We start from the raw sequence: 22,359 nt of genomic DNA, 5'->3' as shown, positions 1-22,359 counted from the left end.
TCCGTCGGCTGCATGGTCACCCGCGCTCAGCGCGTATCTCCGTCTGATCGGCTGACAAGGTAGGCCGGACTGCCGCCGGCCCTGCCAAGCGGATGACCGTTGGCGGCATCAGCGCCAAGATCATCGGTCCGAGCGAAAACTCGCCGTTCTCCGCTCGCCGCGTCAGGTCGCGTCGATGGCCGCCGGCCGTATTGATCTGGCCACCACATGCAGGGACAAGATCAAGCTCTGTTTTCGGCGCTCAAGTCGGTGGGATCCACGGCGGTGACCTCAGGTTAACGGGGATTTCAGGACCCTACAGCGGATCGCTTAGCGCAGCACCAGCCGCAGCGCTTTCCGTGTCTCAGTCAACATGGGCAGATAACGTGCAGCCATCTCGGCAGCGGGCACATGGGCGGCGGGTGCTCCGATATTGATGGCGGCGACCACCCGGCCGCGATCGTTTTCGATTGGCACGGCGATCGAGCAGAGGCCGAGTTCCAGCTCCTGGTCAATCACGGCATAACCCTCGGCGCGGATGCGGCGAAACTCCTCCATCAACACATCCGGATCGGTCTTGGTTAGCGGCGTGTTGGCCTTGAGGTCAGAGCGTTCGAGAACATTGCGCGCCTCTGCCTCGGCCAGTGCCGCCAAAAGCACACGTCCCATCGAGGCGCAATAGGCCGGCAAGCGAGAGCCCGGCGACAAATTTATCGACATGACGCGCTTCTGCGACGCGCGCGCGATATAAACGACTTCCGTTCCATCCAGGACAGAAGCCGAAGCACTTTGTCCCGCTTTTTCCGAGAGTTGGTCGAGATAGGGTTGGATCAACAGAGGCAATGGCGTGGCGGACAGATACGCGTGTCCAAGCCGCAGAACCTTCGGCGTCAGCGTAAAGAACTTGCCGTCATAGTCGGCGTAACCGAGATCAGCGAGCGTCAGCAGACAGCGCCGCACCGTCGCCCGGTCAAGATCCGTTAGCTTGGCAGCGTCGGCAATGCTGAGCCTTGGCCGCGTCTCGCCGAAAGCCTCGATGACCTTCAGCCCTCGCGCAAAACCACTGACAAAGTCCGATTCCCGCATATCCCGCTCCTTAAAAGCCGAGTCGATTATGTGCGATATACGAACAAATGTCAAATAACGCACAAAATATTTGACGGTCACCAGATTTGAGCGCTTATTTACGGCGACCTAAATCCATTGAGGAGGAAAATGCCTTGGCGCGATTGACTTCGCTGGCGGAAGCCATTTCCGAAAACGTGAAAGACGGCGATACGGTCGCCATGGAGGGCTTCACCCACCTGATCCCATACGCCGCCGGGCATGAGATGATCCGGCAGAGCAAGAAGGATCTCTTCCTGATCCGCATGACGCCGGACATTCTCTATGACCAGCTGATCGGCGCGGGCGCTGCGCGCGGCATAAAGTTTTCCTGGGGCGGAAATCCCGGCGTCGGCTCACTGCATCGTTTTCGCGACGCCGTCGAGAACCAATGGCCGCGACCGCTGGAGATCGAAGAACACAGTCATGCGGCGATGGCCAACGCTTACGAGGCAGGCGCGGCCAACCTGCCCTTCGCGATCCTGCGCGGCTATATTGGCGCCGACCTGCCCAAGGTAAACCCGAACATCAAGCAGATTACCTGCCCTTTCACCGGCGAAATCCTGGCCGCCGTTCCCGCCATCCGCCCGGACGTGACGATCATCCACGCCTTGCGAGCCGACCGGAAGGGCAATGTGCTGCTGGAGGGAATTGTCGGCGTTCAAAAGGAAGCGGTACTTGGCGCCAAGCGCTCGATCGTCACGGTGGAGGAAATCGTCGACGAGCTTGCCCCACCCTCGCCCAATTCCGTCGTCCTGCCGTCTTGGGCAATCACGACCGTTGTCGAGGTACCCGGCGGCGCCTTCCCGTCCTATGCACAGGGCTATTATCCGCGGTCCAACGCATTTTACATCGCCTGGGATGAGATCGCCCGCGATCGCGACAGCTTCCAGAAATGGATTGAGGAAAACGTCATGAAGGCTGGTCCGCAAGACTTTGCCAAGCATGCAAAGAAAGCTGCGTGAGGAGACGACAATGACCGATTTCACCCCCACCGAAATGATGACCATCGCCGCTGCCCGCGCGCTCACGAATGACGACGTCTGCTTCGTCGGTATCGGCGCGCCCTCCGCCGCCTGCAACGTCGCTCGCCTCACCCACGCGCCCGATATCACACTGATCTACGAAAGCGGTACGGTTGGCACCAGACCGGACGTGCTGCCGCTGTCGATCGGCGACGGCGAGTTGTGTGAAACCGCCCTCTTCACCGTCTCGGTGCCCGAGATGTTTCGCTATTGGCTGCAGGGTGGCCGCATCACCACCGGCTTCCTCGGCGGCGCCCAGATCGACAGGTTCGCCAACCTCAATACCACGGTCGTCGGCCCGTATGCGCGTCCGAAGGTCCGCCTGCCCGGCGGCGGCGGTGCGCCGGAGATTGCCAGCAATTGCGGCCAGGTCTTTATCACGATGGCGCTTTCAAAGCGCGGCTTCGTCGAGACGTTGCCCTTTATTACCTCCATGGGCCATGGCGAGGGCGGTAACCACCGCGAACGGCTCGGCATGAAGACGAAGGGTCCGACACGCGTCGTCACAGATCTCTGCATTCTGGAGCCGGATCCGGTCACCAAGGAATTGGCCGTCGTATCGATTCATCAGGGCGTCGCACGCGAACAGATCATCGACAATTGCGGCTGGTCGATCAAATTCGCCGAAACGGTGATCGAGACGCCCGTGCCGACCGAGATCGAGCTGAAGACGCTGCGCGACATTAACGCACGCACGAAAAAGGCCCATCAGGGCGACAAGGAGGCTGCGTAATGGCTGACGCTTACATCTGCGACTATATCCGAACGCCGATTGGTCGGTTCGGCGGTGCATTGTCTTCCGTTCGGGCCGATGATCTCGGGGCTATCCCGCTGCGGGCTCTGATGGCGCGCAATACTTCTGTTGATTGGCAGGCCCTCGATGACGTCATCCTTGGCTGCGCCAACCAGGCGGGCGAGGACAATCGCAATGTCGCGCGCATGTCGCTACTACTGGCCGGCCTGCCGCTCGCGGTCTCCGGCACGACGATCAACCGGCTCTGCGGCTCGGGCATGGATGCAGTGATCACCGCCGCCCGAGCCATTCGTTCCGGTGAGGCGGAACTAATGATCGCCGGCGGCGTCGAAAGCATGTCGCGGGCGCCCTTCGTTCTACCCAAGGCCGAAAGCGCCTTCTCCCGCTCAGCCGAAATCCACGACACGACCATCGGGTGGCGCCTCGTCAATCCGTTGATGAAGAAGCAATACGGCGTGGATTCCATGCCGGAGACCGGCGAGAACGTTGCCGTGGACTACAAAGTCAGCCGCGAGGATCAGGACGCCTTTGCCGTCCGCTCCCAGAACAGGGCTGCCGCCGCACAGGAAAACGGGCGGCTGGAGCAGGAAATTACCTCCGTCGCGATTCCACAACGCAAGGGTGAGCCGATCGTGGTCGAAAAAGACGAGCACCCGCGCGCTACCACGATCGAGACGCTCGCCAAGCTCAGGGCACCCTTCCGCGAAGGCGGCTCGGTGACGGCAGGTAACGCCTCCGGCGTCAATGACGGCGCTGCCGCACTGATCATCGCTTCGGAAGCCGCAGTGAAGAAACATGGCCTGGCGCCGATCGCCCGCGTCATGGGTGGCGCTGCCGCCGGCGTGCCGCCACGCATCATGGGTATCGGCCCGGTTCCGGCGTCGCGAAAACTGATGGCGCGGCTTGGGCTGGAGGCGAGGGACTTCGATGTCATCGAACTCAACGAAGCTTTCGCGTCCCAGGGTCTGGCCGTGCTACGTGAACTTGGCATCTGCGACGACGATCCGCGCGTCAACCGCAACGGCGGCGCTATTGCGCTTGGCCATCCGCTCGGTATGTCCGGCGCCCGGATCACCGGCACAGCGGCGCTCGACCTGAAGCTGACGGGCGGCCGTTATTCGCTATCGACCATGTGCATCGGGGTAGGGCAGGGCATCGCGGTCGCGCTGGAGCGCGTCTGATGTCGTTTTGCACTTAATCGCAAGACGCTGCCTGCAAGAATTTCAACAAGATAGCCCGGCAGTTAATTTGAGACTTGGCACTTAATGTGAGATTTTGGGTATCCATGCGCGGAAGGCTGCGGAATGGCTCGCGCGCAGGCGCACTTGCTAAGCCGCCAGCCTGGCTCCGGTTCATTCGTTTTCCGTTCCGCTCGACGGCCTACCTAAAGGCGACTAGGGGCCATTAGGGCGCCGTCAGCTTGGAGAGCGGGCAGTCGCCGGGACTTTAAGAAGCCTCTTAGGATCGACGATCCCTCAAGCCTTCTCGGTGGCGCGGCAAACCCAACATAACCTTTGCCGCGGTCCACCATCGGGGCGCTCTGCATTCTCGTATCCCTTCATTCTTTGCCTTCTCGACGCCGGCCGGTTCAGCTCTTGTAGCCGTAGGCTGAACAAGAAACTCGATCCGTTTCATGAATGCGCTGCCGTCGAACCGTTTTGAGGTTATCAATGGACCATCGCCGGAAGGCTCTGCGTAGAAGAAAATCTCAAGATTGACCACTGGTATCGCGCGGATGCTGCGCAGCAGATCGATCTCCGGTCGCGTCGTTATGGCGAAGGAACAATGATCCGAACCGAGTGCATCAAAAGCCTCCGGAACCGTCGACACTGCGACGGACTCATGCCCCCGCTCAGCCAGTTTTGTGACAATCACATCGGCCGCCGCCTGGGGCAGAAATACAAGAATTTTCTTGGGGCGAACGGCTTCTATAAACATGGCGAGTTCCTCATACGGAGATGAAGAAAATCTAGCCTTTACCAGTGCAAGATTGTGTTTGGTTTTGTTTAGTTTTGTTGCGGGTGCCGCTTCACTCGTTAAAGTTTGACCGGGTTAGTTAGGCGGGATCCAATGTCCCATATATTTGTCGCTCACAAGCCCGACCCGTGTGGAAAGATATTTGAACTGCCAATGCGCCCAATCGGTCAGCCCGTTCGAAGGCGTCGTAGGACACCGAAACAAAACAAAATGGAATGCCACTCCCAATTTTCCGAACTTATAATTGCGGAAATGAAGGAACCGTCGATGTTTAACCTCGTTGCCTTGTCATCGCTTAGCCTCGCAATTTCATCTGGTTAGTCGCCTCTCTTCCGGCTCGGTCTTCGACCCAGAGTTTCCGCGCCCTTTGGTCATTGCTTTCAATGTCCTTTTCGGCGCGATCGTGTTGCTAGCGGTGTTTCAGATTGCGCTAGATGTGGTCTCACTCGCGATCATCCCATTCAAGGGAGGCTTCCCCTCTGCCCCGGCAGGTCTGCGATATGCCATCGGAGTTTTGGCCCTTGGCCTGTCAGCGTACGGTGTCAACCAGGCAATCAGAGTGCCACCGCTAAACGACATAGAAATTGCCATCGCTGGATTGTCTCCCGAATTTGATGGCTATCGGCTGATTCAGCCGACCGACCTTCACATCAGCCGTCTGTTCCCAGCCGCATGGACTAAAGAGGTCGTATCGAGGACCAATGCGCTCGATGCGGACCTGATCGTCATCACCGGGGACTTCATCGACGGTGACGTGGCTCACCGCAAAGACGATATCGCGCCGCTTTGGGGATTGAGGGCACGTGACGGTGTCTACGCAATTCCGGGGAACCACGAATATTTTTTCGATTACCAAGAATGGATGCGCCACCTCGAGATGTTGGGCATGCGGATGCTGTCTAACAGCCACTAGTCCTCAGGAGAGGCAATGCCGAGATCGTACTGGCGGGTGTGACCGACGTGTCCGCCCGCGGGCACAGCGCTCCACCGCCGGACCTCGCGGCGGCAATCAAGGGAGCTCCTGCGAACACCCCTATCCTATTGCTCGATCACCAGCCGATGATGGCCGAAAAAGCGGCCGCCTCTGGTGTGGCGATTCAGCTGTCGGGGCATACACATGGTGGCATGGTTCTCGGCCTCGACCGCTTGATCGCGCGCGCCAATGGAGGCTTTGTTTCGGGTCGATACCAAATCGGAGCCATGACGTTGTACGTAAACAACGGAACAGCCCTGTGGCCTGGATTCGCGTTAAGGCTCGGCGTGCCATCGGAACTGACCAGAATCACCTTCCGCGCGAAAACGAAGTGATTTGCAAGCTACCTGTCTGCAACATCTTTTGTACGGAAAATGACCGTTTTCTTGACACTGCTACGCATGCGCTCGTCAGGTTTAAAACCTCGGACGGAACTGTCCGGAAAACCTCTTGGAAATCAACGTAGAGAAAACGGTGCAGTTTTGATTTCCTAACAGTGATCTGGCCGCCTTGATGGGAGTCGAACTGGCGACCACGACGATTTTCCCAAGCTGCCCTTGAAACTTCGGCTCGCCGATGAGATCGGAGTGTCGGCGGAAGCGCTTTATCGAGAGCTGGCAAAGCGCGGCAAATCTTTTTCGCATAAGACTTCTTGACCTTGCCATGGTGGGAAGCCCTACATGTGAATGGTCGCAAATCATGGAGACCACCATGTACGAGTTCGACACAGAATATGACCTGTGGCCATTGCGTAAGCACGGTCGAAAAAGCAATCAAAGCAGCCGACCCGGAAGCGTCCGCTACCATCGATCTTTCGGCCAGGACTGCCAGGGTGCAGAGTAAGCTCGAACCGGCGGCCATCAGCGCTGCCATCGAAAAAGCGGGCTATCCGTCCAGCTTCAAACAGATTTGATTACCGTAGCGGGCCGCCAGTTTAAACAGGTGTCCCCATCCGTTTACGGTCACCGGGGCGACTCATAGGTCTGCGGCGACCGTCGATATGCTTGTTCACAACGGGGCGAGCAAAACCACGGGCCCTGCGGGGCGGCCCGCCTATAGGATGAATACGGTGCATGCATCTTGCACACCGGATCGATCCAGGCCGGGTCAGCCGACGGATCAAGCTCGATTTCATAGAGCGGGACTTCCCCGGCTACCGATCTAAGCGCCACCATTCCGAGGTCTCGCACTAGGATGCCTCCGTTGGCAGCCGCCTCGGCTATGGGCTGAGTGGCAAGCAATTGACCGGGTGATACCAGCGCGGCGATTCGTGCTGCAATGTTGACGGTCGATCCAAAGAGATCGCCTGCTCTGCGGATGACCGGCCCATGATTCAGCCCCGTTCGAGTGAGCGGTAGCCGCGATTCTTTACGGCATGCCTGCAACAGCGTTCCGAGTATCTGGATCGCTATAATGAGCGGATCAACCGCCACCGGCAGCGTCGAGTTGGCCCATGCGCTTTACGGAATTTACCGGCAGCTTCACTCCTCTACAGAAAGTCCGTTCACTTGCTGATGATCATCTTCTATTGCAGACGATAACTCAACCGCATGACGGTCCTGTCGTGTGCGGTGTTCTGACCCCCACCTTCAAACCGAATGGGAATCGATCGATTGCCCGATATTACGATCGGGCATACACTTGCTGGAGACCGGGGAAGGAGAAGACGATGGCCATATTCATGGATCGTCATGATCTCAAAGGATACAGCGCCGCAGACGTTGCCGAGGCACATCGGAAGGATCTCGAAGTCCAGGATGAGTATGGAGTGAAGTTCCTGACCTACTGGTTCGACCATCAGCGCGGCACTGCGTTTTGCCTGATAGATGCACCAGACAAAGAAACCGCTCAGTGCGTCCATCGCGTGGCACACGGCCATGTAGCCGGCGAGGTTGTCGAGGTAGCTCTTTCCGCCGTGGAGGCTTTTCTTGGCCGGATCCAGGATCCCGAACCTCTTGCAGGAAAATCACAAAATAAAGACTGCGCCCACCGCGCGATCATGTTCACGGATATAGTGGGCTCGACGGAAATGACCGCCCGCCTCGGCGACCGCATGGGCACGGAACTGGTCAGGGCACACGATTCCGTAGTCCGAAGATGCTTGAAAGAGTACAGCGGGAGCGAGGTGAAACACACTGGCGACGGCATAATGGCGTCCTTCGTGTCCACCACGCAGGCCGTTGATTGCGCCACCGCCATTCATCAGGGGTTCCACCGGTACAACCGAGGCAACGCCGAGCCGATACACATTCGGATCGGCATTGATTGCGGAGAACCCGTCGAGGACAGTAACGATCTTTTTGGCACGACAGTTCAGCTAGCTGCCCGCTTATGCTCAGCGGCCTCGACTGATCAGATTCTCGTATCGGAGAGTGTGTTCCGGAATCAGCACAGCAGCGCTACCTTTACGGAAACCGCACGACTGCAACTGAAGGGGTTCTCTATGCCGATACCTGCATTCGAATGCGCGTGGGCCGGACCGGTTGGCATCTGAGAGCGCGTTTCTCCTATCCCGTGGGAAGCGGCGTTCTCATGCCACGGCCTTAGTCCGGCGCGTCGACGCGAGCCGCTAGAATGCCCGTTGCGACGGCGCCGCCATCTTCGAGCTGGCCGGCGCGGCCCGGGAGTTAACTGGGGGCCGTGAGGTTGCCCATGCCAGCGAGCCAAGGATGAGCAAAGCCCGACAGCTTTCCAGACGCACCATGCTGGGAGCGGCGCTCGGCGCCGGCGCGTCGCATTTCGTGCCTGTCCAGAGCTTCGGCCAGGATCGCCCGCCGCTTCCGCCAGTCGAGGTCACCTTTCTCTTTGCTGCCGACATACATGCCTGCCGGATGGCAAGCGGCCTCAGTCCCAACTGCCAGGAAGAAGGTAAGACGGACGAAAACCTGCTTCGCCACATCGCCGCATTGAACGGCATAGCGGAATACAAGTGGCCGACAGAAATCGGCGGGCCGGAGACGGGACTTGCCGGTGCCGGCATGCCAATCGCGATCCCCGCGGGACTTGTCGTCGGCGGCGACATGACGGATGACGGAGGCGGCCAGATTGCCACGCCCGGCGAAGGCACCCAGCTCCTGCAGTTCAGCCAGCGCTACCAGCAGGGCCTCGGAGAGGATCGGGTGCATTTTCCGGTCTATGCCGGTCTGGGCAATCACGATCTTGATCAGGACGGGCCGACTCCGCATGTCGACTGGTATCGTCGTGAGTTGCGTGACTATGTCGAGTTCAACCATCGCCCTGGGGTCTTTTTCAAGCCGCCGGTTCCAGCGGGCAACTACGACCCTGAATCCGACCGCTATTCCTGGGATTGGGGCAAGTTGCATCTTGTCCAACTTCATCGCTTCGGCGGAGACAAAACCAAGGATGCCGTCGACAGTCTGCCCTGGCTGAAGCAGGATCTTGCGGCGTCCGCCGCAGACGGCCGCCACGTCGTGCTGTTCCAGCACTACGGCTGGGACCCCTTCTCGTTGGAAGATTGGGATTCGGAACGGAGCACCTTCGATGACGAAGGATCCGGTCTGCCGCATTGGTGGGGCGAAGCCGACAGACGCGCCCTGTTGGCGGCCATCGCCGGCTACAATGTGATCGGCCTCTTTCACGGACACCAGCATGAGACGCCGATGATCTACCGCGGCGACGGACTCGACCTCATCAAGCCGAAGGCGGCGTTCAGGGGGGCTTTGCCGTGGCACGCATCGCCGCCGGTTTTTTCGACGTGGTGCTCGGGGAAGCTGCCGACGGCAAAGGCGTCTTATTCACGCATGCCTTTAGCAAGACGATCCGCGCCGGCGGTCGATGAAGGTTTTCCGCTCCACTTGCGACGGAACGGTACGCAATGGGCGCGGACTGCCGCCGATCATCGCCGAAGGCGTCGAAACAACGGACCAACTGGTTTTCTTGACCCGTGAGGCGTCGCATCAAGTGGAGGCTACCCACTGGACCGTCCCCGTCCGATGCGACCCATTGAGCAGACGAGATCACCGCCAGCCAGCGCATCCCGATAAAACTGGGCAGCGTATTGGGCAGATTCAAGCGGTCGTCATGACACCAACAATGGGATTGTAATGAAAGTTTACGAACGTGCGTCGATCGACCGCCCGATGCTGATGGGGCGAGCACTCAGCTTCGACCGATGCCAGGATCGACCTCGTTATTCTCGCAACCGGCACGCCAAGCCTCTACACGCCGTTTGGCTTTCGTCAGGTCAAAGAAGCGACACGGGTTGGCGCAACAGCGAACACGACCAGGATATCGTCTGTTGTCCTTGGATCAGGACACGGATGTTGCGTTTCTCTGGGATATCTTTTTCCGCAGAAATCCGACTCCCCTGGTGGCGTCAACCTGCGACCATCCAGCACTGTTTATGTTGAAAGCGATTGAAACGCCCGAGATAGAATTGCTCCACCTGTCAGACCTTGATGCGGTCGTCGCGGTCAAAGGACGAAATGGACCGTCTATGACCCTGCTGGACATCGTTGCCCCGTCAATACCTTCTCTGGAAGAAATCGTTTCCGCGCTGGGCTACGCCGGGGTGCGGATTAACGTGCACCTGACGCCCGACCGTCTCTCTTGGGCGCCTCAGGAACAAACCCCTGTCGATAATGGGTACATGGTTCGCGGTTTCTTCGCACCTAAGGGGCGAGCCTTCATGCTATCCGACATGCGAATTTAGTCGCTTGGTTTCTTAGAGTGTCATTCCGCCCCCAGCCGGAACCGACCCCTTTCCCATTTGCTTATCAGGCGATACTGTATTTCCTTGGCGGAGGGGCAAGCGTGGAACGTCGGCTTACCACAATAATGGCTGCCGATTTGGTCGGCTATTCTCGTCTCATGGCGGCGGACGAAGAAGGCACCATTTCGCGGCTGCGCGATGCGCGAACCTACGTGATTGACCCGGCGTTTATGGAAGGCGGTGGCCGCATCGTCAAAACCATGGGCGACGGGCTCCTAGTCGATTTCCCATCGCCAGTGCTGGCGGTACGAGCGGCTCTTATAATGCAGCGCAACTTGATCTCGCGCGAGTCTCCTCAAAGGGAAGACCGACGTCTACGTTTCCGGATCGGTATTCATCTGGGAGACGTGGTGATCGATGGAGACGACATCCTCGGCGACTGCGTCAACATCACCGCGCGTTTGGAAACCATCGCACCTGCCGGAGGCATCTGCATATCTCGGGCAATCTACGATCATGTGCAAGGCAAGATAGAGGCTGGGATGACGTGGCTCGGGCCACAGTCCGTTAAGAACATCCCCGAACCAATTGACGTGTGGCAGGTCGAGGTGGACGGCACGGCGCCCAACCCGGTTCGGCTCTCTGGACAGGAACGTGCATCGATCGCGGTTCTCCCATTCCAGAATTTTTCTGCCACGCCCGATCAGGACTTCTTTGTCGACGGACTGGTCGAAGACGTCATCACGGAACTAAGTCGCTTTCGATGGTTGTTCGTGATCGCTCGCAACTCGACCTTCGCCTACAAGGGAACAGCCAAGGACGTACGCAAGATCGCCCGGGAACTTGGTGTGCGCTATGTCGTGGAAGGATCGGTTCGGCGGTCCGGTGATCGGTTGAGGATCACAGTACAGCTAATCGACGCGCTGTCCGGAGCACACATCTGGGCCGAGCGGTGGGATCGTCCGATCGCCGATTTTTTTGATGTGCAGGACGAGATAACGCGCCGGATTATCGCGGGCATCGAACCAGAACTGGGAGCGCACGAACGGGGCCTCGCCCTCGCCAAATCGACGGACAACCTTACTGCTTGGGAACTTTGTCACCGCGGCTTTGCTGAATTGCTTTCCTTCGAAGCAGGTTCTCAAGCCACTGCCGAGAAGTTACTTCGACAAGCGCTCGAACACGATTCAAATTTCGCACTTCCCTACGCCTATTTAGCTCGTCACCGATACGCACTCGTCCTTTGGGGGCGTGCCGCAGACGTGCCTGTCGCTGTCAAGGAAGGACTATCGTTCGCCACGAAGGCCTTAGAAATCGACAGGCGGAGCGATATCGCGTACGCGATGATGTCGCTCCTTCTTACGGTGGACGGGCGAGCGGTTGAGGCCGTGCCCGTCGCTGAACAGGGCCTCGCATTAAATCCCAACTACGCGTTTCTTCACTTCGCACATGGAATGGCAGCCGTGCGGCTCAGGGACTCCGATACGACGATTAGAGCCGCACAAAATGCCATCGATCTCAGTCCTCACGATCCGTCTATGTTTGCGTTCAAGACACTACTCGGTATTGGCTTGATGCTGAGAGGCGAGCCCGATGACCTCTCAGCGGCCCAGATGCATCTACGGCAAGGCGCGTCCTTCGAACGCACGACCTACTATCCATTCATTGGGGCAGCGTTGCTCGCCCTCAGGGCGGGCAATACCGATGAAGTGAGGATCTGGATCTCTGATGCTTTGAAGAAATTTCCAAACCTGAATGCGGAATACGTCCGAGAGGCGGCCCACCCTTTCTATGAAGGCAGTCCTTACTGCGACTACCTCGACAGGTTGATCGAGCAGGGGCTCCCCCCGGGAGAGAAGCGTCTGATCGAAGAATAATCGCGTCACTTAGAAGACTTCTGATCCAGCATCCAACTACACATTAGCCGAGGCGATCGAGCGCGTCGGCTCGGAGTGGCTGACCATGATACCCGAAGCAGCGCGGGTGCTGGAATACGAAAGCGAGCAGGTGTCGTTTGCCATTTAATTATGAGAATGCAGTGCCAATGACTTCAGTTATTTAGCGTGACACTTAATTTGAGAATGGGCATGTTTCGCAGGCTGATGAACTAGGCCGATTGACAAAGTTTGAAGACAGCAATTGTACGGCCATCTTGCACAACTTCGTGGAAAACGACCCATGGGACGTCGGCGGAATTGCGCAAGTTCCGCAGGAGATATTATGCGATCCGGCAAGCACAGACCGGGAACGCAGGTCGTTCGCTTCCACTTTTCGCCCAGGAGCGGATATCCCCGCGGGCCGCAATTCCTCCTACTCCCCAACGAACCGTCGGTTTTTTCTAGCATCCTAATGTGCATTTAAACGAGCCAACGCGTCCGTGGTTGAGGTCGAACACGTCGCCGGCCCCATTGAATGAAAGCGTGTGCTCGTCATAGGTGAACGACTTTGTTTCTGTGTCGATCTTACCGAGATGTACCAGGCGCCAGCCCTTGTCGGCCCTTTGGCGAATGCGAATTCCGTTCCTATGTCCGAGTGCGGTGCGACATTTCCCAGGCTTCAGGATACCTGATCATCGGGGATTGCTTGTTGAGGAAGATTGAGAACGCGTTGTTATTGTCCTTTTTCTGAGCCGTCACCCAATCCAACCAACTCGTCTTGAAGCCATTGTTCGTCGGGCAGTTCGGTCGGCCCGCCAAGACTTGTGCGGATGCTTCACCGCCGTAGCCGAGTAACATGCAAAACGTCAGAACGTGCGCTGCCTTCATCTAACTTCGTCCAAACTCTCATCGAGTTTAGCAGACAGGCAATGCTCAACCGCCGATGACGGCGCGAATATTCTCGAAGCTGGCTTGTGCCAACGCATGGCGCGGAACAATCACTGTCAGCGGTTTGCCCCAGTGCCAGGCAAAAATGGCATCCGGGAATAGCTGCAGGAGAACGGCATTGTCCCTGTCAAAGGGCGGATCTGCGATGTAGGCGGGCGCGAGCAATGCGTTCTCCTTGAGAAATCTCGCCCTATCGCTGGCGCTGTAATACATTGGCGCATTGAAGTGTTCCAGGGAAACCCACTCCCATCGGGGCAACCCTCCCATACCGTCGTGGCAATCAAGCGCTGCTGAAGACCAGAGCGCTTCAAAATGGGTACGCACCGGTTCAGGGAGCGTGAGCGGATGCAGTAAAGAAACCGGGCGTAGAAGTTCCGGCGGATTTCCAGGTCCGTCGACCAGCTATCGAAGCTGCCGTCCATGTCGATCAGGCTTCGCATTCGGACCTTGTAGTCCAGCTTTGCGGGTATTCCCTTGGATATTTCATCAATTTTGAAATCCATGACGACGATGCCGGCGACAAGCGCCCGCGCCTCATTGACGGAAGATTCCAATGAGGTGTTCGGTTTGCTCAATCGCTCTACCAGCGCATGCAACTCTTTGCGTGCGGTCTGTGCCGCCGCTGTGTAGCGTTGGGCCTCATCAAGTGTCCTTTCGCTATACTCAAGGTGCGCGCTTTGAAATGCGAGTGCTTGTGCCATCATGTCGTTGCGGCTGTTCAGCAGGTGAACACGGTTGGAGGCCGCAACGTCCAGCTTCTTCGAGATGAGTAGAATCTTGTAAGCGATTGCGAGAACTTTTCGTCGTAGGTCTTCAAGACTCGTAGCCTGCTCCAGCTCGTAGCGTTGCTCGCTGTAGGATTGGCCAAGCACCCTCGAAACGGCAAAGCCGACATGAAGGTCTTCGACATCGGCGAATTCGATGGCTGCCAGTTCGTCCGACAAACGCTGCCAATCAGCCGCGGAAAGAAGTCCACCACAGCGTTCGGCCGGCTGGGTGGCGGTGAGTGCTTCGAGCCTCGTCCGGGCAGCGCTATTCAGTGCGTGCGTGGCGGCGACTTCGTCGAGGCGGCGTTTGGCCACGGCATATTCGAATTGGAGTTGATCGACGTCACTTATGTCCGTCGGAGTGCCTGCTTGGTGGGCCTCGAACGCGGTGATCTGCGCGTGAAACTTCTCCAGAAGGTTATCGTTGCGCTGCTCGACTTTATCGAGCCGATCACCAAGCGCCTTGAAAAGTATTTCCACGCCTTCCCAAGTCAGCGGGTTTCCCGCCTCGCCCCCCGGCCAGCGACGCAGAGAAGGTCGCGGACGGCCTTGTTCGTCCCAAGCCCTCATGCCGATAATAGGCTTGTAAGATTCTTGCGCTCACCTTTCCTTCTCGTAGATAGCGATTGGCCATCGCGGCAACATGACGGGGGCATTGCCTGAGAGGTTCTTAGGGTGGTTTCGAAGCCACTCGACCTTCCCGATAAAGCGCTGTGCCCGTTCGGGACCGAGATCCATCGTGTGCAGCACCTGAACCGTGAAGGACCGCCCGTAATCCGTCTCCACGGGCGTGTGCCCGATGAAAAACAGCAGCCATCCCTCTCGCGGGCCAACCCCGCCCCATAGTTTCGTGGGAAACGCACGGCAGTCGAGTTGCGCCACGAAAATCAGCGGCTCACCGTCCGGTCCGACAGGCCAGGCGTAATAGGAGGGCATCTTCGGCTCTCCCCCATACCAACCTTGTCCTGCTTCTCCTCGGACCACGGGAATTTGCTTGACGATGCGCGCCTCGGTGCGGAACTGTTCAAGTTTGAAAAAATCCTCATCTCCATAGGCGAGCATGTTGGCTCGGAGGAGAGCGGCTGTCGGCGAAACGGAATTCTCATGGCAGCTCCAAGTCTTTTCGATCGGAATGACGGGGCACGCGCCCGTTTCGGATGACGTCAATTTTCGAGGAAGGCTTCATCTCCTGTAGCCCATCCAAGCCTGAGCCGGGCACCGTTGCTCAAAGACAGCCCAACTGCGCGGTCAGGTGCAACGTCCAGGTCAAATAACCGGGTGAACGCGGTGAAATCGTTGAACCACATCCTTGTGCGCGAGAATGAATGCACGATCATCGCCGCCTCGTCCGTTTTGAAGCGCTTCGCTTCAATCACCGCTGACGCGGTGCGGTGCAGCAGCTGATAGCGGATATGTGCCGGTGGCGTCTCTGCCAAACCAAGGACATCGCAGATATGGCGCATCCTCGCCAACTTGCCGTCAGACGGGGCTGTCAGCCACTCCCCGACCGTCGGTCCGAAAGGCTCATTCACCTTCCCTTCGATCGTCGCCGCGCACGTTGCGCCGCCGTGCCGGATCAACGCGAAGATATCATTTTGACTATCGCGGTTGCCGCCGAGGAGCGGAACCTTATGCTCCGGAAGGGCAAGCAATAACTCCGTCGTATCGGGGAACATCGCTGCGATTTCCGGAGGCAGACCATCGCTCTGTTCCCAACAGTGCGCGAGCGTTTTTGCCGAAATACCGGTGCGCCACTGTTTGTCAGGTTCTGCAAGAAGCTGCTGCCAGGCTGAAGGGCCCAGGCTTGGAATATAAATCCTGTTTCGCTTCAAGTTCTAACCCCATCCAACCTGGCGCACGCAGCGCGTTCATTTCCCCGAGTCGCGCATGTTACGGCGTCGATATTTTGAGTGCACCGCGCGAGGCGGGTGTTTCGATTTGTTCGAGGTGCCGGGCGGCTGCAACCGATTGTCCAGCCAGCCAAAAAGAGCAATCGCACCAATCATCAGAATGGCGATGGCAGCTCCCTTGTGAGAATATTGGACGCTCCTGGAACCGCCCCCGCCCCTATGACGCGCTAGCGAAGTTTCCGGAACGAAGTAGAGAAGCGGGGCGAGCAGCAGGGCCCGACGGCTTGATTGAAAAGGCCCCCTCCGCATCCGATGCTCCCGTTGAAACCGCGGCCAGCCGCAGCTGATCATGTCGCAGCGATTTTTCTGCCCTTAATCGTAAACACGCATTTTTGTCAGCGGAAGCTGAACAATCGGATTACGCTAGTACCCCTGAATGCCCCTTGAATTCGAAGGGCTGCATGCCGAGCTGCGCGCCACTATCGTGTATGTGACCCATGACCAGGTCGGGGCGCCCGTGGAAGACTAATCATCGAATCGGCCTGGCCGCGCCGCCGAGGGGGATGTGGTCGAACAGCATTGAGTAGGCAACACGGCGCCGGGACGACGTCCACGTAGCGGCCAGGATTCCAAGACGTCGCGCGACTCTTTCCACCATGCCTTGGCCATGCCTCTCCTCTTTGATGGCGCGCGATCCTTCACAATCTGATTGTGCGCAAGTAGGCTCCTGACCAGCTCGGGCATCGGCGTGGAAAGCGAAATGAATTACGGTGATATTGCGCTTCTCGGTATCGACGTCGGTTTTTCCAAGTCTCGTCCGACCACCGGTATCGCGTGGAGCGCAAACGGCACTTTCGGAGCGGCGAAGACCCACACGGACTGGGACAGGCGACGGCAGCACCTGCCCGCGGTAACGACATACTCGGTAATCGCGATCGACGGACCGCTGGTGCCGGCAGGATCACCGGATCGACTCGTCCGGATGTGCGAACAGACCTTGGCCCGCGGTGCATTTCAGAAAAGGTGCAAGCCAGGTTCGAGTCATTTCGGCACCGGCCTACAATTGAAGCGGGCCGCGCTCGAAACCGCGGAACAGATCAAGCATCTGACATCGGCACCTATGTTCGCGAACGCTGTTTTTGGCGATGTTGCAATCGTTGAAGCGTTCCCCAACGGCTTCTTGGGCGTCCTTATGCCTGAGCAGACCTTTGGGACAGTCCAGATCTTGCGAGGCAAGAAATTCGACTGGATGTATGAGCACGTTGTTGAAGCCGGCAGGCTCGCCGAGTTGATGGCTTTTGTCGGCTGGGATGCACAGGAGCTGCTGCGCCGTATGCAGACCGAACGGGATCATGAAAAACGGGCCGCATACATATGTCTGCTGACTGCGGGGTGCGCAGTGGCCGGAAAGGCGGAAGTCATTGGCAACGTGGCAAGCGGGTGGATATGGTTACCCCCAACAGATCTGTGGGCATCTTGGGCGCGAGCTGCGCTCGATCAGAATCTGCTGAGAGCCGCATAGCCAACGATTTGTGACTCGCGTTGCCTTCGTCGGGATGCGACTCTAGGAACGCAGCGTTTCGATCGGCACCCCTTGAACGATGCCTCGACACGAGCTGCCGCCAGCCAGCCACTCCAGTTCATGCGGTTAGAGATTGGTGGATTTCCTCGCCTGCATCGGTCTCCATCTTGGCGAAAGCGACTTGGTTCGCAACGCCGTTGTTTTTTGCTCATGCCTTCCTCCACTGGCATTGTTATTCATCTGTCTGTTTAATCAGGGTTTCGATTTCCTGCCGTGTCTTCCTGTCCCAACTATTTGCGGGTTTTAGGCACCATCGGCCGGCCTCGTCGGGACAGCGCCATCGCGGTGAGGCTGCACGGCTGAGGAAGTCGAGAGCGGCCCAGTAGTCGTCAAACGATTCTTCCTGTTTGTATTTGGCGCAGGTGACGTGGAAGCGGCCATCATGCAGCGTATGTTCCGGCGAAAACCAGCTTCCGTCCTTCGCCATCGGAACCACACGGGATCGCCGTCGATGAAGTCCTCCTGATCGGGACGCAGGAGAGGCAGGTCTTCTTGGAGGTGCCAAATTGACGGGCGATAGTCGGGCCGCGCTTCCAGCCAAGCGCGGTCTGCGATACTGGCATGCACGCCATGCCACCATGGAGATTGTCGAGCCCATCGCAACGCCGTCGACAGTCGCGTTTGGAAACCACGTCACCATCAAGCGCGGCGGCAAGGCCAAGCAGCTTCACACTGTCGGCGAGGATGAGGCCGATCCGGCGGCCGGTGCAATTGCCTGGACATCGCCTCTTGCGCGAGCGCTGGAGGGGCAAGCCCCGGCGACGTCGTCGAGTTCCAAGCCGCGGGAGACGAAGAGGAAATCATCGTCCTGTCCGTTACCGGAGCTTAGAGGCGTCGCCAGGACGCCTGTGGTGCTTCGCCTTTGTCCCGGCCACGCGCGACCTGTGAGTTCCCGAGAAAGAGCGTTTGCCGCTAGAGCGAAGAAAGGCGTGTTTCGTCGATTTCGTGCTCGTAGAGCTGGTCCATGCTCAACGAGGCGACTGCTGCAAACGGAGCCTGGTTCCTCACGCGGCCGTCGCCTAGGATGACGATGTCGTCGCAGAACGAAATCGTGCTGCGGTGGTGGCTGATCACAATGGTCGTGCGGCGACCGGCCCTCGACCTCAAGGTCTCGACGATTGCTGCTTCCGACAGGCCATCCATGGCGTTTGTTGCTTCATCGAGAATGAGGACTTCGGGATCCCGCACCAAGGCTCTCGCCAGCGCTATCCGCTGGCGCTGCCCGGCCGACAGACTTGCGCCGCGATAGCCGACGATCGTTTCGTAGCCTTGAGGGAGTTTCTCGATAAATTCGTGCGCCTCTGCAAGCCGGGCGGCATGTTCCGCATCGGCTATTGAAGCGATCCGACCATAAGTGATGTTCTCCAGAATAGTGCCATCCACCAGTTCAAGATCCTGGCTGGCAAGGGCAATCTGGCTTCGCCATTGGGCCGGATCGATTGTGTTCAGAGGCATCCCGTCGATCAGAATTTGGCCCTGATCGGGCTCAACAAACCGGCACAGGAGATTGACGATCGTCGTCTTTCCCGCGCCCGATCGACCGATGATGGCTGTCGAACAGCCGCTCCGGACTTCAAATGTTGCGGCCCGCAGCACGCCAGGCCGTGCGTCCGCGCCGGGGTACTTGAACGTCACGCGGTCAAATTTGATCTGTTGACGCAAGGCCCGGGCCGGTTCGTCGCCTGCCGGCGGTGGCGGCTTGTCCGACGGGTCCAACAGCCATCGCACCTCTTCCAAAGAGCCGCTCCAGCCCTGTATTTGGCTCCACGCCAGCTGCAGGGCGCGGATATGCGGCTGCAACCGATAGAGAAGGACGACGAACGCCACAATAACGGGAAAGGTCACTCCCAAAGTCCATGCGCTCACGACCGCCGCCAGAAAGAGAGCCGAGTGCAGCACTTCGGTCAGTGGCGGCAGAGCGCCCTGCCGGGTTTGGAGGACGAAGCCTGCTTTCCGAACTGCGTCCGATGCGGTGTCGAAGACGGCCTTTTCTCGCGGCTCCTGTCCGAACACGCGGATGAGCCGCCCGGCGTGAACGAGGTGGAGCATCCTTGCGGCAAGTTCACTGTTGAGCGATGTGACATTGCGGCTCGGATTTTTGAGGGTTGCCGACAAAAGCGCGTGTGCGAGTTGAACGATAACGAGCCCAAGCGCGACGCACAACGTCATCTGCCAAGACAGGAGCAGCAGGAAGCCGAGCAGAATGACGGCGGCCGATGCGTTCACGATTGCACCAAGGACTGTCTGCATCGCATCCGACGCGCGCCAGGACTCGTTGGAAATAATGTTCAGCAATCGCCCCGGGCTTTGTTGCAGGAAAAACGGGTAACCAACCCTCAACAGCTGATCGGCGAGCGCGCTTCGTATGGCATCGCTGGCTTTGCCATAGATGAAATTGGTAAGGACGGTATTCGCAAAGGCGAGAATGTTCTTCAGGGTAATCAATGCAAGAACGGCAACGGAGATCACCATCAATCGTTCTCCATCGTCGAAGCCCGACCCCACCTGTTCAAAGAGGGCAGACAGTCCGCTTGCGCCCGCGCCGTCCTTCTGACCGGCAATGATGCCGAGCATTGGAATGATGAGGCCGATGCCTGCGCCTTCAAGCACGGCGCTGCCCAGCCCCAGAGCAACGACAGCCGCAAGCAGGCGCCTCTGTCGTCCAAGTGTGCTGCGCAGTACCTCAAAGCCCGGCAGGAGGAATTTCAACATGATCGATATCACCTCAGCGAACGAGCCGCCTGTTTGATCTGGGTTACTTCCGGGGGCCGCGCCCGTCTGGTTATGGCAAGGCGCGCGAACTTGGCCGCTCCGAGCAGATTCATGAACACGATCGGCCAGTGGGACAGAGAAACCTCAGGATCGAACCGGGGGCCGCCAAAAAGTTCCCGCCACGCTGACCTCACGGACCAGCAAAAATGGCGAAGCAGCCAGGGAGCCTTGAGGATGTGTTTCAGGCAAAGCGCCCCATTCCCAAGGCTGTAATCTCTGTGAAGCCTTTCGATTGCCTCGCGTGTGTTTCGACCATGATAGTGAAGGACGGTCATGTCGGGAACATATTCAATCGGGATGCCGAGTTGAAAAGCCCTGACCAGGTAATCCGTGTCCTCGGCCGACTTCAGGGAACTGCCGGCCCCAAGCCGTTCGTCGAAATGGCCGACCCGGAGTGCAATCTCACGATGCATCGTCATGTTGCAGCCCAATATGAAGCCGCCAGGATGGACATCTTGGGTAAACCGCTCGCGCCTCTGCGACCGCTTGATTGTGAAGGGGAAATCGAGCGAACTGCCGAGTTCGACGCGACCGCCGCGGATGATGCAACGCTCGCCGGTCGCGTAATGCCGTTCCAAATCCTGCAGGTAGCGACAGTCGACTTTGCAATCGTCATCGATAAAAACGAGTATCCGGCCGCGCGACCGTTCCATTCCTGCATTGCGGGCGGCGGCCAGGCCCGGGCGCGGCTCTGTTACAAGCGTAATCGCAATGCTTAACGTCGCGGCGATATGGATCAACCGTTCGGCCGTGTCGTCCGTTGAACCGTTGTCGACCACCACGAGCTCGCTCGTGACCGTTGCATGAGACCGGCAGGCTTCCTCAATCGACTTGATGCAGGCCTCCAGTGCCTCGGCGCGGTTCCTTGTGCAGACAATGAAGCTTGCCAGCGGTTCGCGTCGCTCGGCAGGTGATGGAGCGGCAACATTGGCCCGGGTGCACTCTTGGACGATTTTGGGACGTTCCGGAGCCATACTAACCAAGACCATGCTGCGGTAACACGGTGGCGGCAGGCACGGACGCAAAATACCGCGATAGCGCATCGAGCTGCCTGGCCGCCGCAATTGAGAGACGACTGCACCACGGCGCGTAAGCACCTGCGCGCAGGCCGTATCGCTCCCGGCGTCGAATGAGCCCCCATTTCCCGGTCCGAGTCAGAAACTCATGCGTCAGCCGAGGCTGCTCCGCGTCGTTGATGAGCTGATAGAGGAAATAGAAGAAACACAGGGCGCCGTCCTCATAGCTGGACTGCGCCGCTCTGGGGCGAGCGGCGATTTTCGCTTCCAGCGTCAGAACGAATTCAGCCGCACGTCGTGTGGTATCGGGCGTTACCGCGACACCGACGTCGCGCAGGGCATCGAGATCGTCGATAAGAGATTCACGCTCGAGGTTCTCCGCGACAATCTTCAGATGCGTCTGACGCATCAACCGCTTATGCTTGTTTGTGACGCTGTGGTCGTGGATGCGATAGGCGACCAGGCTCTCATCGATCATCGCCGCGGGAAAGCGGGCGGTAATCCGTCGGAACAGATCGAAATCCTCCGCATGCACATAGCTCGCGTCGTAGACCAACATGTTTTGCGGGATGACCCGCCGGTTATACATCACGGTTGAGTGCATGAAGATGGTGAAGAACATCGACAATATGTGCCAATTTCCCGACTGGTAGATCGGATTGGGCGTGCCGCGCACCATTCGATTGCCGACAAGGCGATCGACGCCCGTGCCGCTGATCGCAAGCTGAGGCTGTTGCATAAACAATGAAACCTGGCGGGAAAAACGCGCGGGGTAGGCAATGTCGTCGGCGTCCATCCGGGCGATAAAGTCGCCCTTGGCGATGGCCAAGCCCTCGTTCAATGTCGCAATAAGGCCCCGGTTCTCCCGGGAGACAATGGAAATACGATCGTCGGCCTTTCGATACTGCTGCAGGATTTCCAGCGAGCGGTCGGTCGAACCATCGTCGATCGCAATGACCTCCAGACGATCATGATCCTGGCGCAGGATGCTCTCGAGCGACGCAGCGAGATAGGGTTCGCCATTGTAGACAGGCAGCAGGACGGAGACCAGTGGAACGGACAT

Annotated in this window: 18 protein-coding genes and 3 pseudogenes; 11 read left to right on the top strand and 10 right to left on the bottom strand. The window is 58.5% G+C overall.

Annotated features, from left to right (window positions below):
- Nucleotides 1-16 precede the first annotated feature (16 nt).
- Nucleotides 17-205 (bottom strand): annotated as a pseudogene (locus tag ACSQ2W_RS23780) (hypothetical protein); the annotation flags it as partial.
- 104 nt (nucleotides 206-309) lie between these two features.
- Nucleotides 310-1,065, bottom strand: coding sequence for an IclR family transcriptional regulator domain-containing protein (locus ACSQ2W_RS23775; protein ID WP_436088598.1), 756 nt, complete (start codon nucleotides 1,063-1,065; stop codon nucleotides 310-312).
- 134 nt (nucleotides 1,066-1,199) lie between these two features.
- Between ACSQ2W_RS23775 and ACSQ2W_RS23770 the strand changes: the two genes are divergently transcribed.
- From ACSQ2W_RS23770 to pcaF, 3 genes are read left to right on the top strand one after another with little or no spacing between them, the layout of a single operon-like run.
- Nucleotides 1,200-2,048, top strand: coding sequence for a CoA transferase subunit A (locus tag ACSQ2W_RS23770; RefSeq protein WP_436088597.1), 849 nt, complete (start codon nucleotides 1,200-1,202; stop codon nucleotides 2,046-2,048).
- 10 nt (nucleotides 2,049-2,058) lie between these two features.
- The gene (locus tag ACSQ2W_RS23765; protein ID WP_436083871.1) at nucleotides 2,059-2,841 is read left to right on the top strand and encodes a CoA-transferase subunit beta; all 783 of its coding nucleotides are present in this window, start codon (nucleotides 2,059-2,061) and stop codon (nucleotides 2,839-2,841) included.
- Entirely contained in the window at nucleotides 2,841-4,043 is a 1,203-nt protein-coding gene (gene pcaF / locus ACSQ2W_RS23760) for a 3-oxoadipyl-CoA thiolase (RefSeq protein WP_436088596.1), read from the top strand. The genes ACSQ2W_RS23765 and pcaF overlap by 1 nt, the downstream gene beginning before the upstream one ends.
- 277 nt (nucleotides 4,044-4,320) lie before the next feature.
- Here the strand turns inward: pcaF and ACSQ2W_RS23755 are convergent, their stop codons facing one another.
- A complete protein-coding gene (locus ACSQ2W_RS23755) occupies nucleotides 4,321-4,800 on the bottom strand; it encodes a hypothetical protein (RefSeq protein ID WP_436088595.1) in 480 nt (159 codons plus the stop codon).
- A gap of 334 nt (nucleotides 4,801-5,134) precedes the next feature.
- Here ACSQ2W_RS23755 and ACSQ2W_RS23750 point away from each other — a divergent pair.
- From ACSQ2W_RS23750 to ACSQ2W_RS23725, 6 genes and pseudogenes are all read left to right on the top strand, one after another.
- A pseudogene (locus ACSQ2W_RS23750) lies at nucleotides 5,135-6,147 on the top strand (metallophosphoesterase); the annotation flags it as partial.
- A gap of 398 nt (nucleotides 6,148-6,545) precedes the next feature.
- Complete coding sequence (locus ACSQ2W_RS23745) at nucleotides 6,546-6,725, top strand: heavy-metal-associated domain-containing protein (RefSeq protein ID WP_436088594.1); 180 nt, start codon at nucleotides 6,546-6,548, stop codon at nucleotides 6,723-6,725.
- Between the two features lie 756 nt (nucleotides 6,726-7,481).
- Nucleotides 7,482-8,306: a nickel-binding protein gene (locus ACSQ2W_RS23740; RefSeq protein ID WP_436088593.1), complete on the top strand. Its 825-nt coding sequence runs from the start codon at nucleotides 7,482-7,484 to the stop codon at nucleotides 8,304-8,306.
- A gap of 175 nt (nucleotides 8,307-8,481) precedes the next feature.
- Nucleotides 8,482-9,611: pseudogene (locus tag ACSQ2W_RS23735) on the top strand (metallophosphoesterase).
- A gap of 459 nt (nucleotides 9,612-10,070) precedes the next feature.
- Entirely contained in the window at nucleotides 10,071-10,484 is a 414-nt protein-coding gene (locus tag ACSQ2W_RS23730) for a hypothetical protein (protein ID WP_436088592.1), read from the top strand.
- A 125-nt stretch (nucleotides 10,485-10,609) separates the two neighbouring features.
- Nucleotides 10,610-12,361, top strand: a complete 1,752-nt coding sequence (locus ACSQ2W_RS23725) for an adenylate/guanylate cyclase domain-containing protein (RefSeq protein ID WP_436088591.1) — start codon at nucleotides 10,610-10,612, stop codon at nucleotides 12,359-12,361.
- Between the two features lie 1,004 nt (nucleotides 12,362-13,365).
- On the opposite strand, the gene ACSQ2W_RS23720 is transcribed toward ACSQ2W_RS23725, so the two are convergent.
- The 3 genes from ACSQ2W_RS23720 to ACSQ2W_RS23710 all read right to left on the bottom strand — a co-directional run bounded on the left by ACSQ2W_RS23720 (nucleotide 13,366) and on the right by ACSQ2W_RS23710 (nucleotide 15,908).
- Complete coding sequence (locus ACSQ2W_RS23720; RefSeq protein WP_436088590.1) at nucleotides 13,366-14,556, bottom strand: hypothetical protein; 1,191 nt, start codon at nucleotides 14,554-14,556, stop codon at nucleotides 13,366-13,368.
- Nucleotides 14,557-14,676: 120 nt separating this feature from the next.
- Nucleotides 14,677-15,138 carry a DUF1963 domain-containing protein gene (locus ACSQ2W_RS23715; RefSeq protein WP_436088589.1) on the bottom strand — a complete coding sequence of 154 codons (462 nt, stop codon included), beginning with the start codon at nucleotides 15,136-15,138 and terminating at the stop codon, nucleotides 14,677-14,679.
- Between the two features lie 101 nt (nucleotides 15,139-15,239).
- Nucleotides 15,240-15,908 (bottom strand): DUF6946 family protein, encoded by a 669-nt coding sequence (locus ACSQ2W_RS23710; RefSeq protein ID WP_436088588.1) that lies wholly within the window; start codon nucleotides 15,906-15,908, stop codon nucleotides 15,240-15,242.
- 778 nt (nucleotides 15,909-16,686) lie between these two features.
- Here ACSQ2W_RS23710 and ACSQ2W_RS23705 point away from each other — a divergent pair.
- On the top strand, nucleotides 16,687-17,448 hold the full coding sequence (locus ACSQ2W_RS23705) for a DUF429 domain-containing protein (protein ID WP_436088587.1): 762 nt from the start codon (nucleotides 16,687-16,689) through the stop codon (nucleotides 17,446-17,448).
- Between the two features lie 232 nt (nucleotides 17,449-17,680).
- Here the strand turns inward: ACSQ2W_RS23705 and ACSQ2W_RS23700 are convergent, their stop codons facing one another.
- Nucleotides 17,681-17,935, bottom strand: a complete 255-nt coding sequence (locus tag ACSQ2W_RS23700; RefSeq protein ID WP_436088586.1) for a hypothetical protein — start codon at nucleotides 17,933-17,935, stop codon at nucleotides 17,681-17,683.
- Nucleotides 17,936-18,086: 151 nt separating this feature from the next.
- On the opposite strand from ACSQ2W_RS23700, the gene ACSQ2W_RS23695 reads away from it, so the two are divergent.
- A complete protein-coding gene (locus ACSQ2W_RS23695; protein ID WP_436088992.1) occupies nucleotides 18,087-18,536 on the top strand; it encodes a GreA/GreB family elongation factor in 450 nt (149 codons plus the stop codon).
- Here the strand turns inward: ACSQ2W_RS23695 and ACSQ2W_RS23690 are convergent.
- Genes ACSQ2W_RS23690 through ACSQ2W_RS23680 form a run of 3 tightly spaced genes read right to left on the bottom strand, consistent with a single transcriptional unit; the run spans nucleotide 18,421 to nucleotide 22,359 of the window.
- Nucleotides 18,421-20,220, bottom strand: a complete 1,800-nt coding sequence (locus ACSQ2W_RS23690) for an ABC transporter ATP-binding protein (RefSeq protein WP_436088585.1) — start codon at nucleotides 20,218-20,220, stop codon at nucleotides 18,421-18,423. The genes ACSQ2W_RS23695 and ACSQ2W_RS23690 overlap by 116 nt on opposite strands.
- 8 nt (nucleotides 20,221-20,228) lie before the next feature.
- Nucleotides 20,229-21,254 (bottom strand): glycosyltransferase family 2 protein, encoded by a 1,026-nt coding sequence (locus tag ACSQ2W_RS23685; RefSeq protein ID WP_436088584.1) that lies wholly within the window; start codon nucleotides 21,252-21,254, stop codon nucleotides 20,229-20,231.
- A 1-nt stretch (nucleotide 21,255) separates the two neighbouring features.
- Nucleotides 21,256-22,359 (bottom strand): glycosyltransferase family 2 protein, encoded by a 1,104-nt coding sequence (locus ACSQ2W_RS23680; RefSeq protein WP_436088583.1) that lies wholly within the window; start codon nucleotides 22,357-22,359, stop codon nucleotides 21,256-21,258.

Source organism: Pararhizobium sp. LjRoot255 (assembly GCF_964252905.1).
Classification (GTDB): domain Bacteria; phylum Pseudomonadota; class Alphaproteobacteria; order Rhizobiales; family Rhizobiaceae; genus Pararhizobium.
Note: the sequence above shows the minus strand (reverse complement) of the source record. Positions and strands in the feature narration are given on the sequence as shown.

Coding starts and splice junctions, on each gene's coding strand:
- ACSQ2W_RS23775 (WP_436088598.1), bottom strand. CDS start 1,065: ATGCGGGAATCGGACTTTGTCAGTGGTTTTGCGCGAGGGCTGAAGGTC.
- ACSQ2W_RS23765 (WP_436083871.1), top strand. CDS start 2,059: ATGACCGATTTCACCCCCACCGAAATGATGACCATCGCCGCTGCCCGC.
- pcaF (WP_436088596.1), top strand. CDS start 2,841: ATGGCTGACGCTTACATCTGCGACTATATCCGAACGCCGATTGGTCGG.
- ACSQ2W_RS23755 (WP_436088595.1), bottom strand. CDS start 4,800: ATGTTTATAGAAGCCGTTCGCCCCAAGAAAATTCTTGTATTTCTGCCC.
- ACSQ2W_RS23745 (WP_436088594.1), top strand. CDS start 6,546: ATGACCTGTGGCCATTGCGTAAGCACGGTCGAAAAAGCAATCAAAGCA.
- ACSQ2W_RS23740 (WP_436088593.1), top strand. CDS start 7,482: ATGGCCATATTCATGGATCGTCATGATCTCAAAGGATACAGCGCCGCA.
- ACSQ2W_RS23725 (WP_436088591.1), top strand. CDS start 10,610: ATGGCTGCCGATTTGGTCGGCTATTCTCGTCTCATGGCGGCGGACGAA.
- ACSQ2W_RS23715 (WP_436088589.1), bottom strand. CDS start 15,138: ATGCTCGCCTATGGAGATGAGGATTTTTTCAAACTTGAACAGTTCCGC.
- ACSQ2W_RS23705 (WP_436088587.1), top strand. CDS start 16,687: ATGAATTACGGTGATATTGCGCTTCTCGGTATCGACGTCGGTTTTTCC.
- ACSQ2W_RS23700 (WP_436088586.1), bottom strand. CDS start 17,935: ATGGCGAAGGACGGAAGCTGGTTTTCGCCGGAACATACGCTGCATGAT.
- ACSQ2W_RS23695 (WP_436088992.1), top strand. CDS start 18,087: ATGGAGATTGTCGAGCCCATCGCAACGCCGTCGACAGTCGCGTTTGGA.
- ACSQ2W_RS23690 (WP_436088585.1), bottom strand. CDS start 20,220: ATGTTGAAATTCCTCCTGCCGGGCTTTGAGGTACTGCGCAGCACACTT.
- ACSQ2W_RS23685 (WP_436088584.1), bottom strand. CDS start 21,254: ATGGCTCCGGAACGTCCCAAAATCGTCCAAGAGTGCACCCGGGCCAAT.
- ACSQ2W_RS23680 (WP_436088583.1), bottom strand. CDS start 22,359: ATGTCCGTTCCACTGGTCTCCGTCCTGCTGCCTGTCTACAATGGCGAA.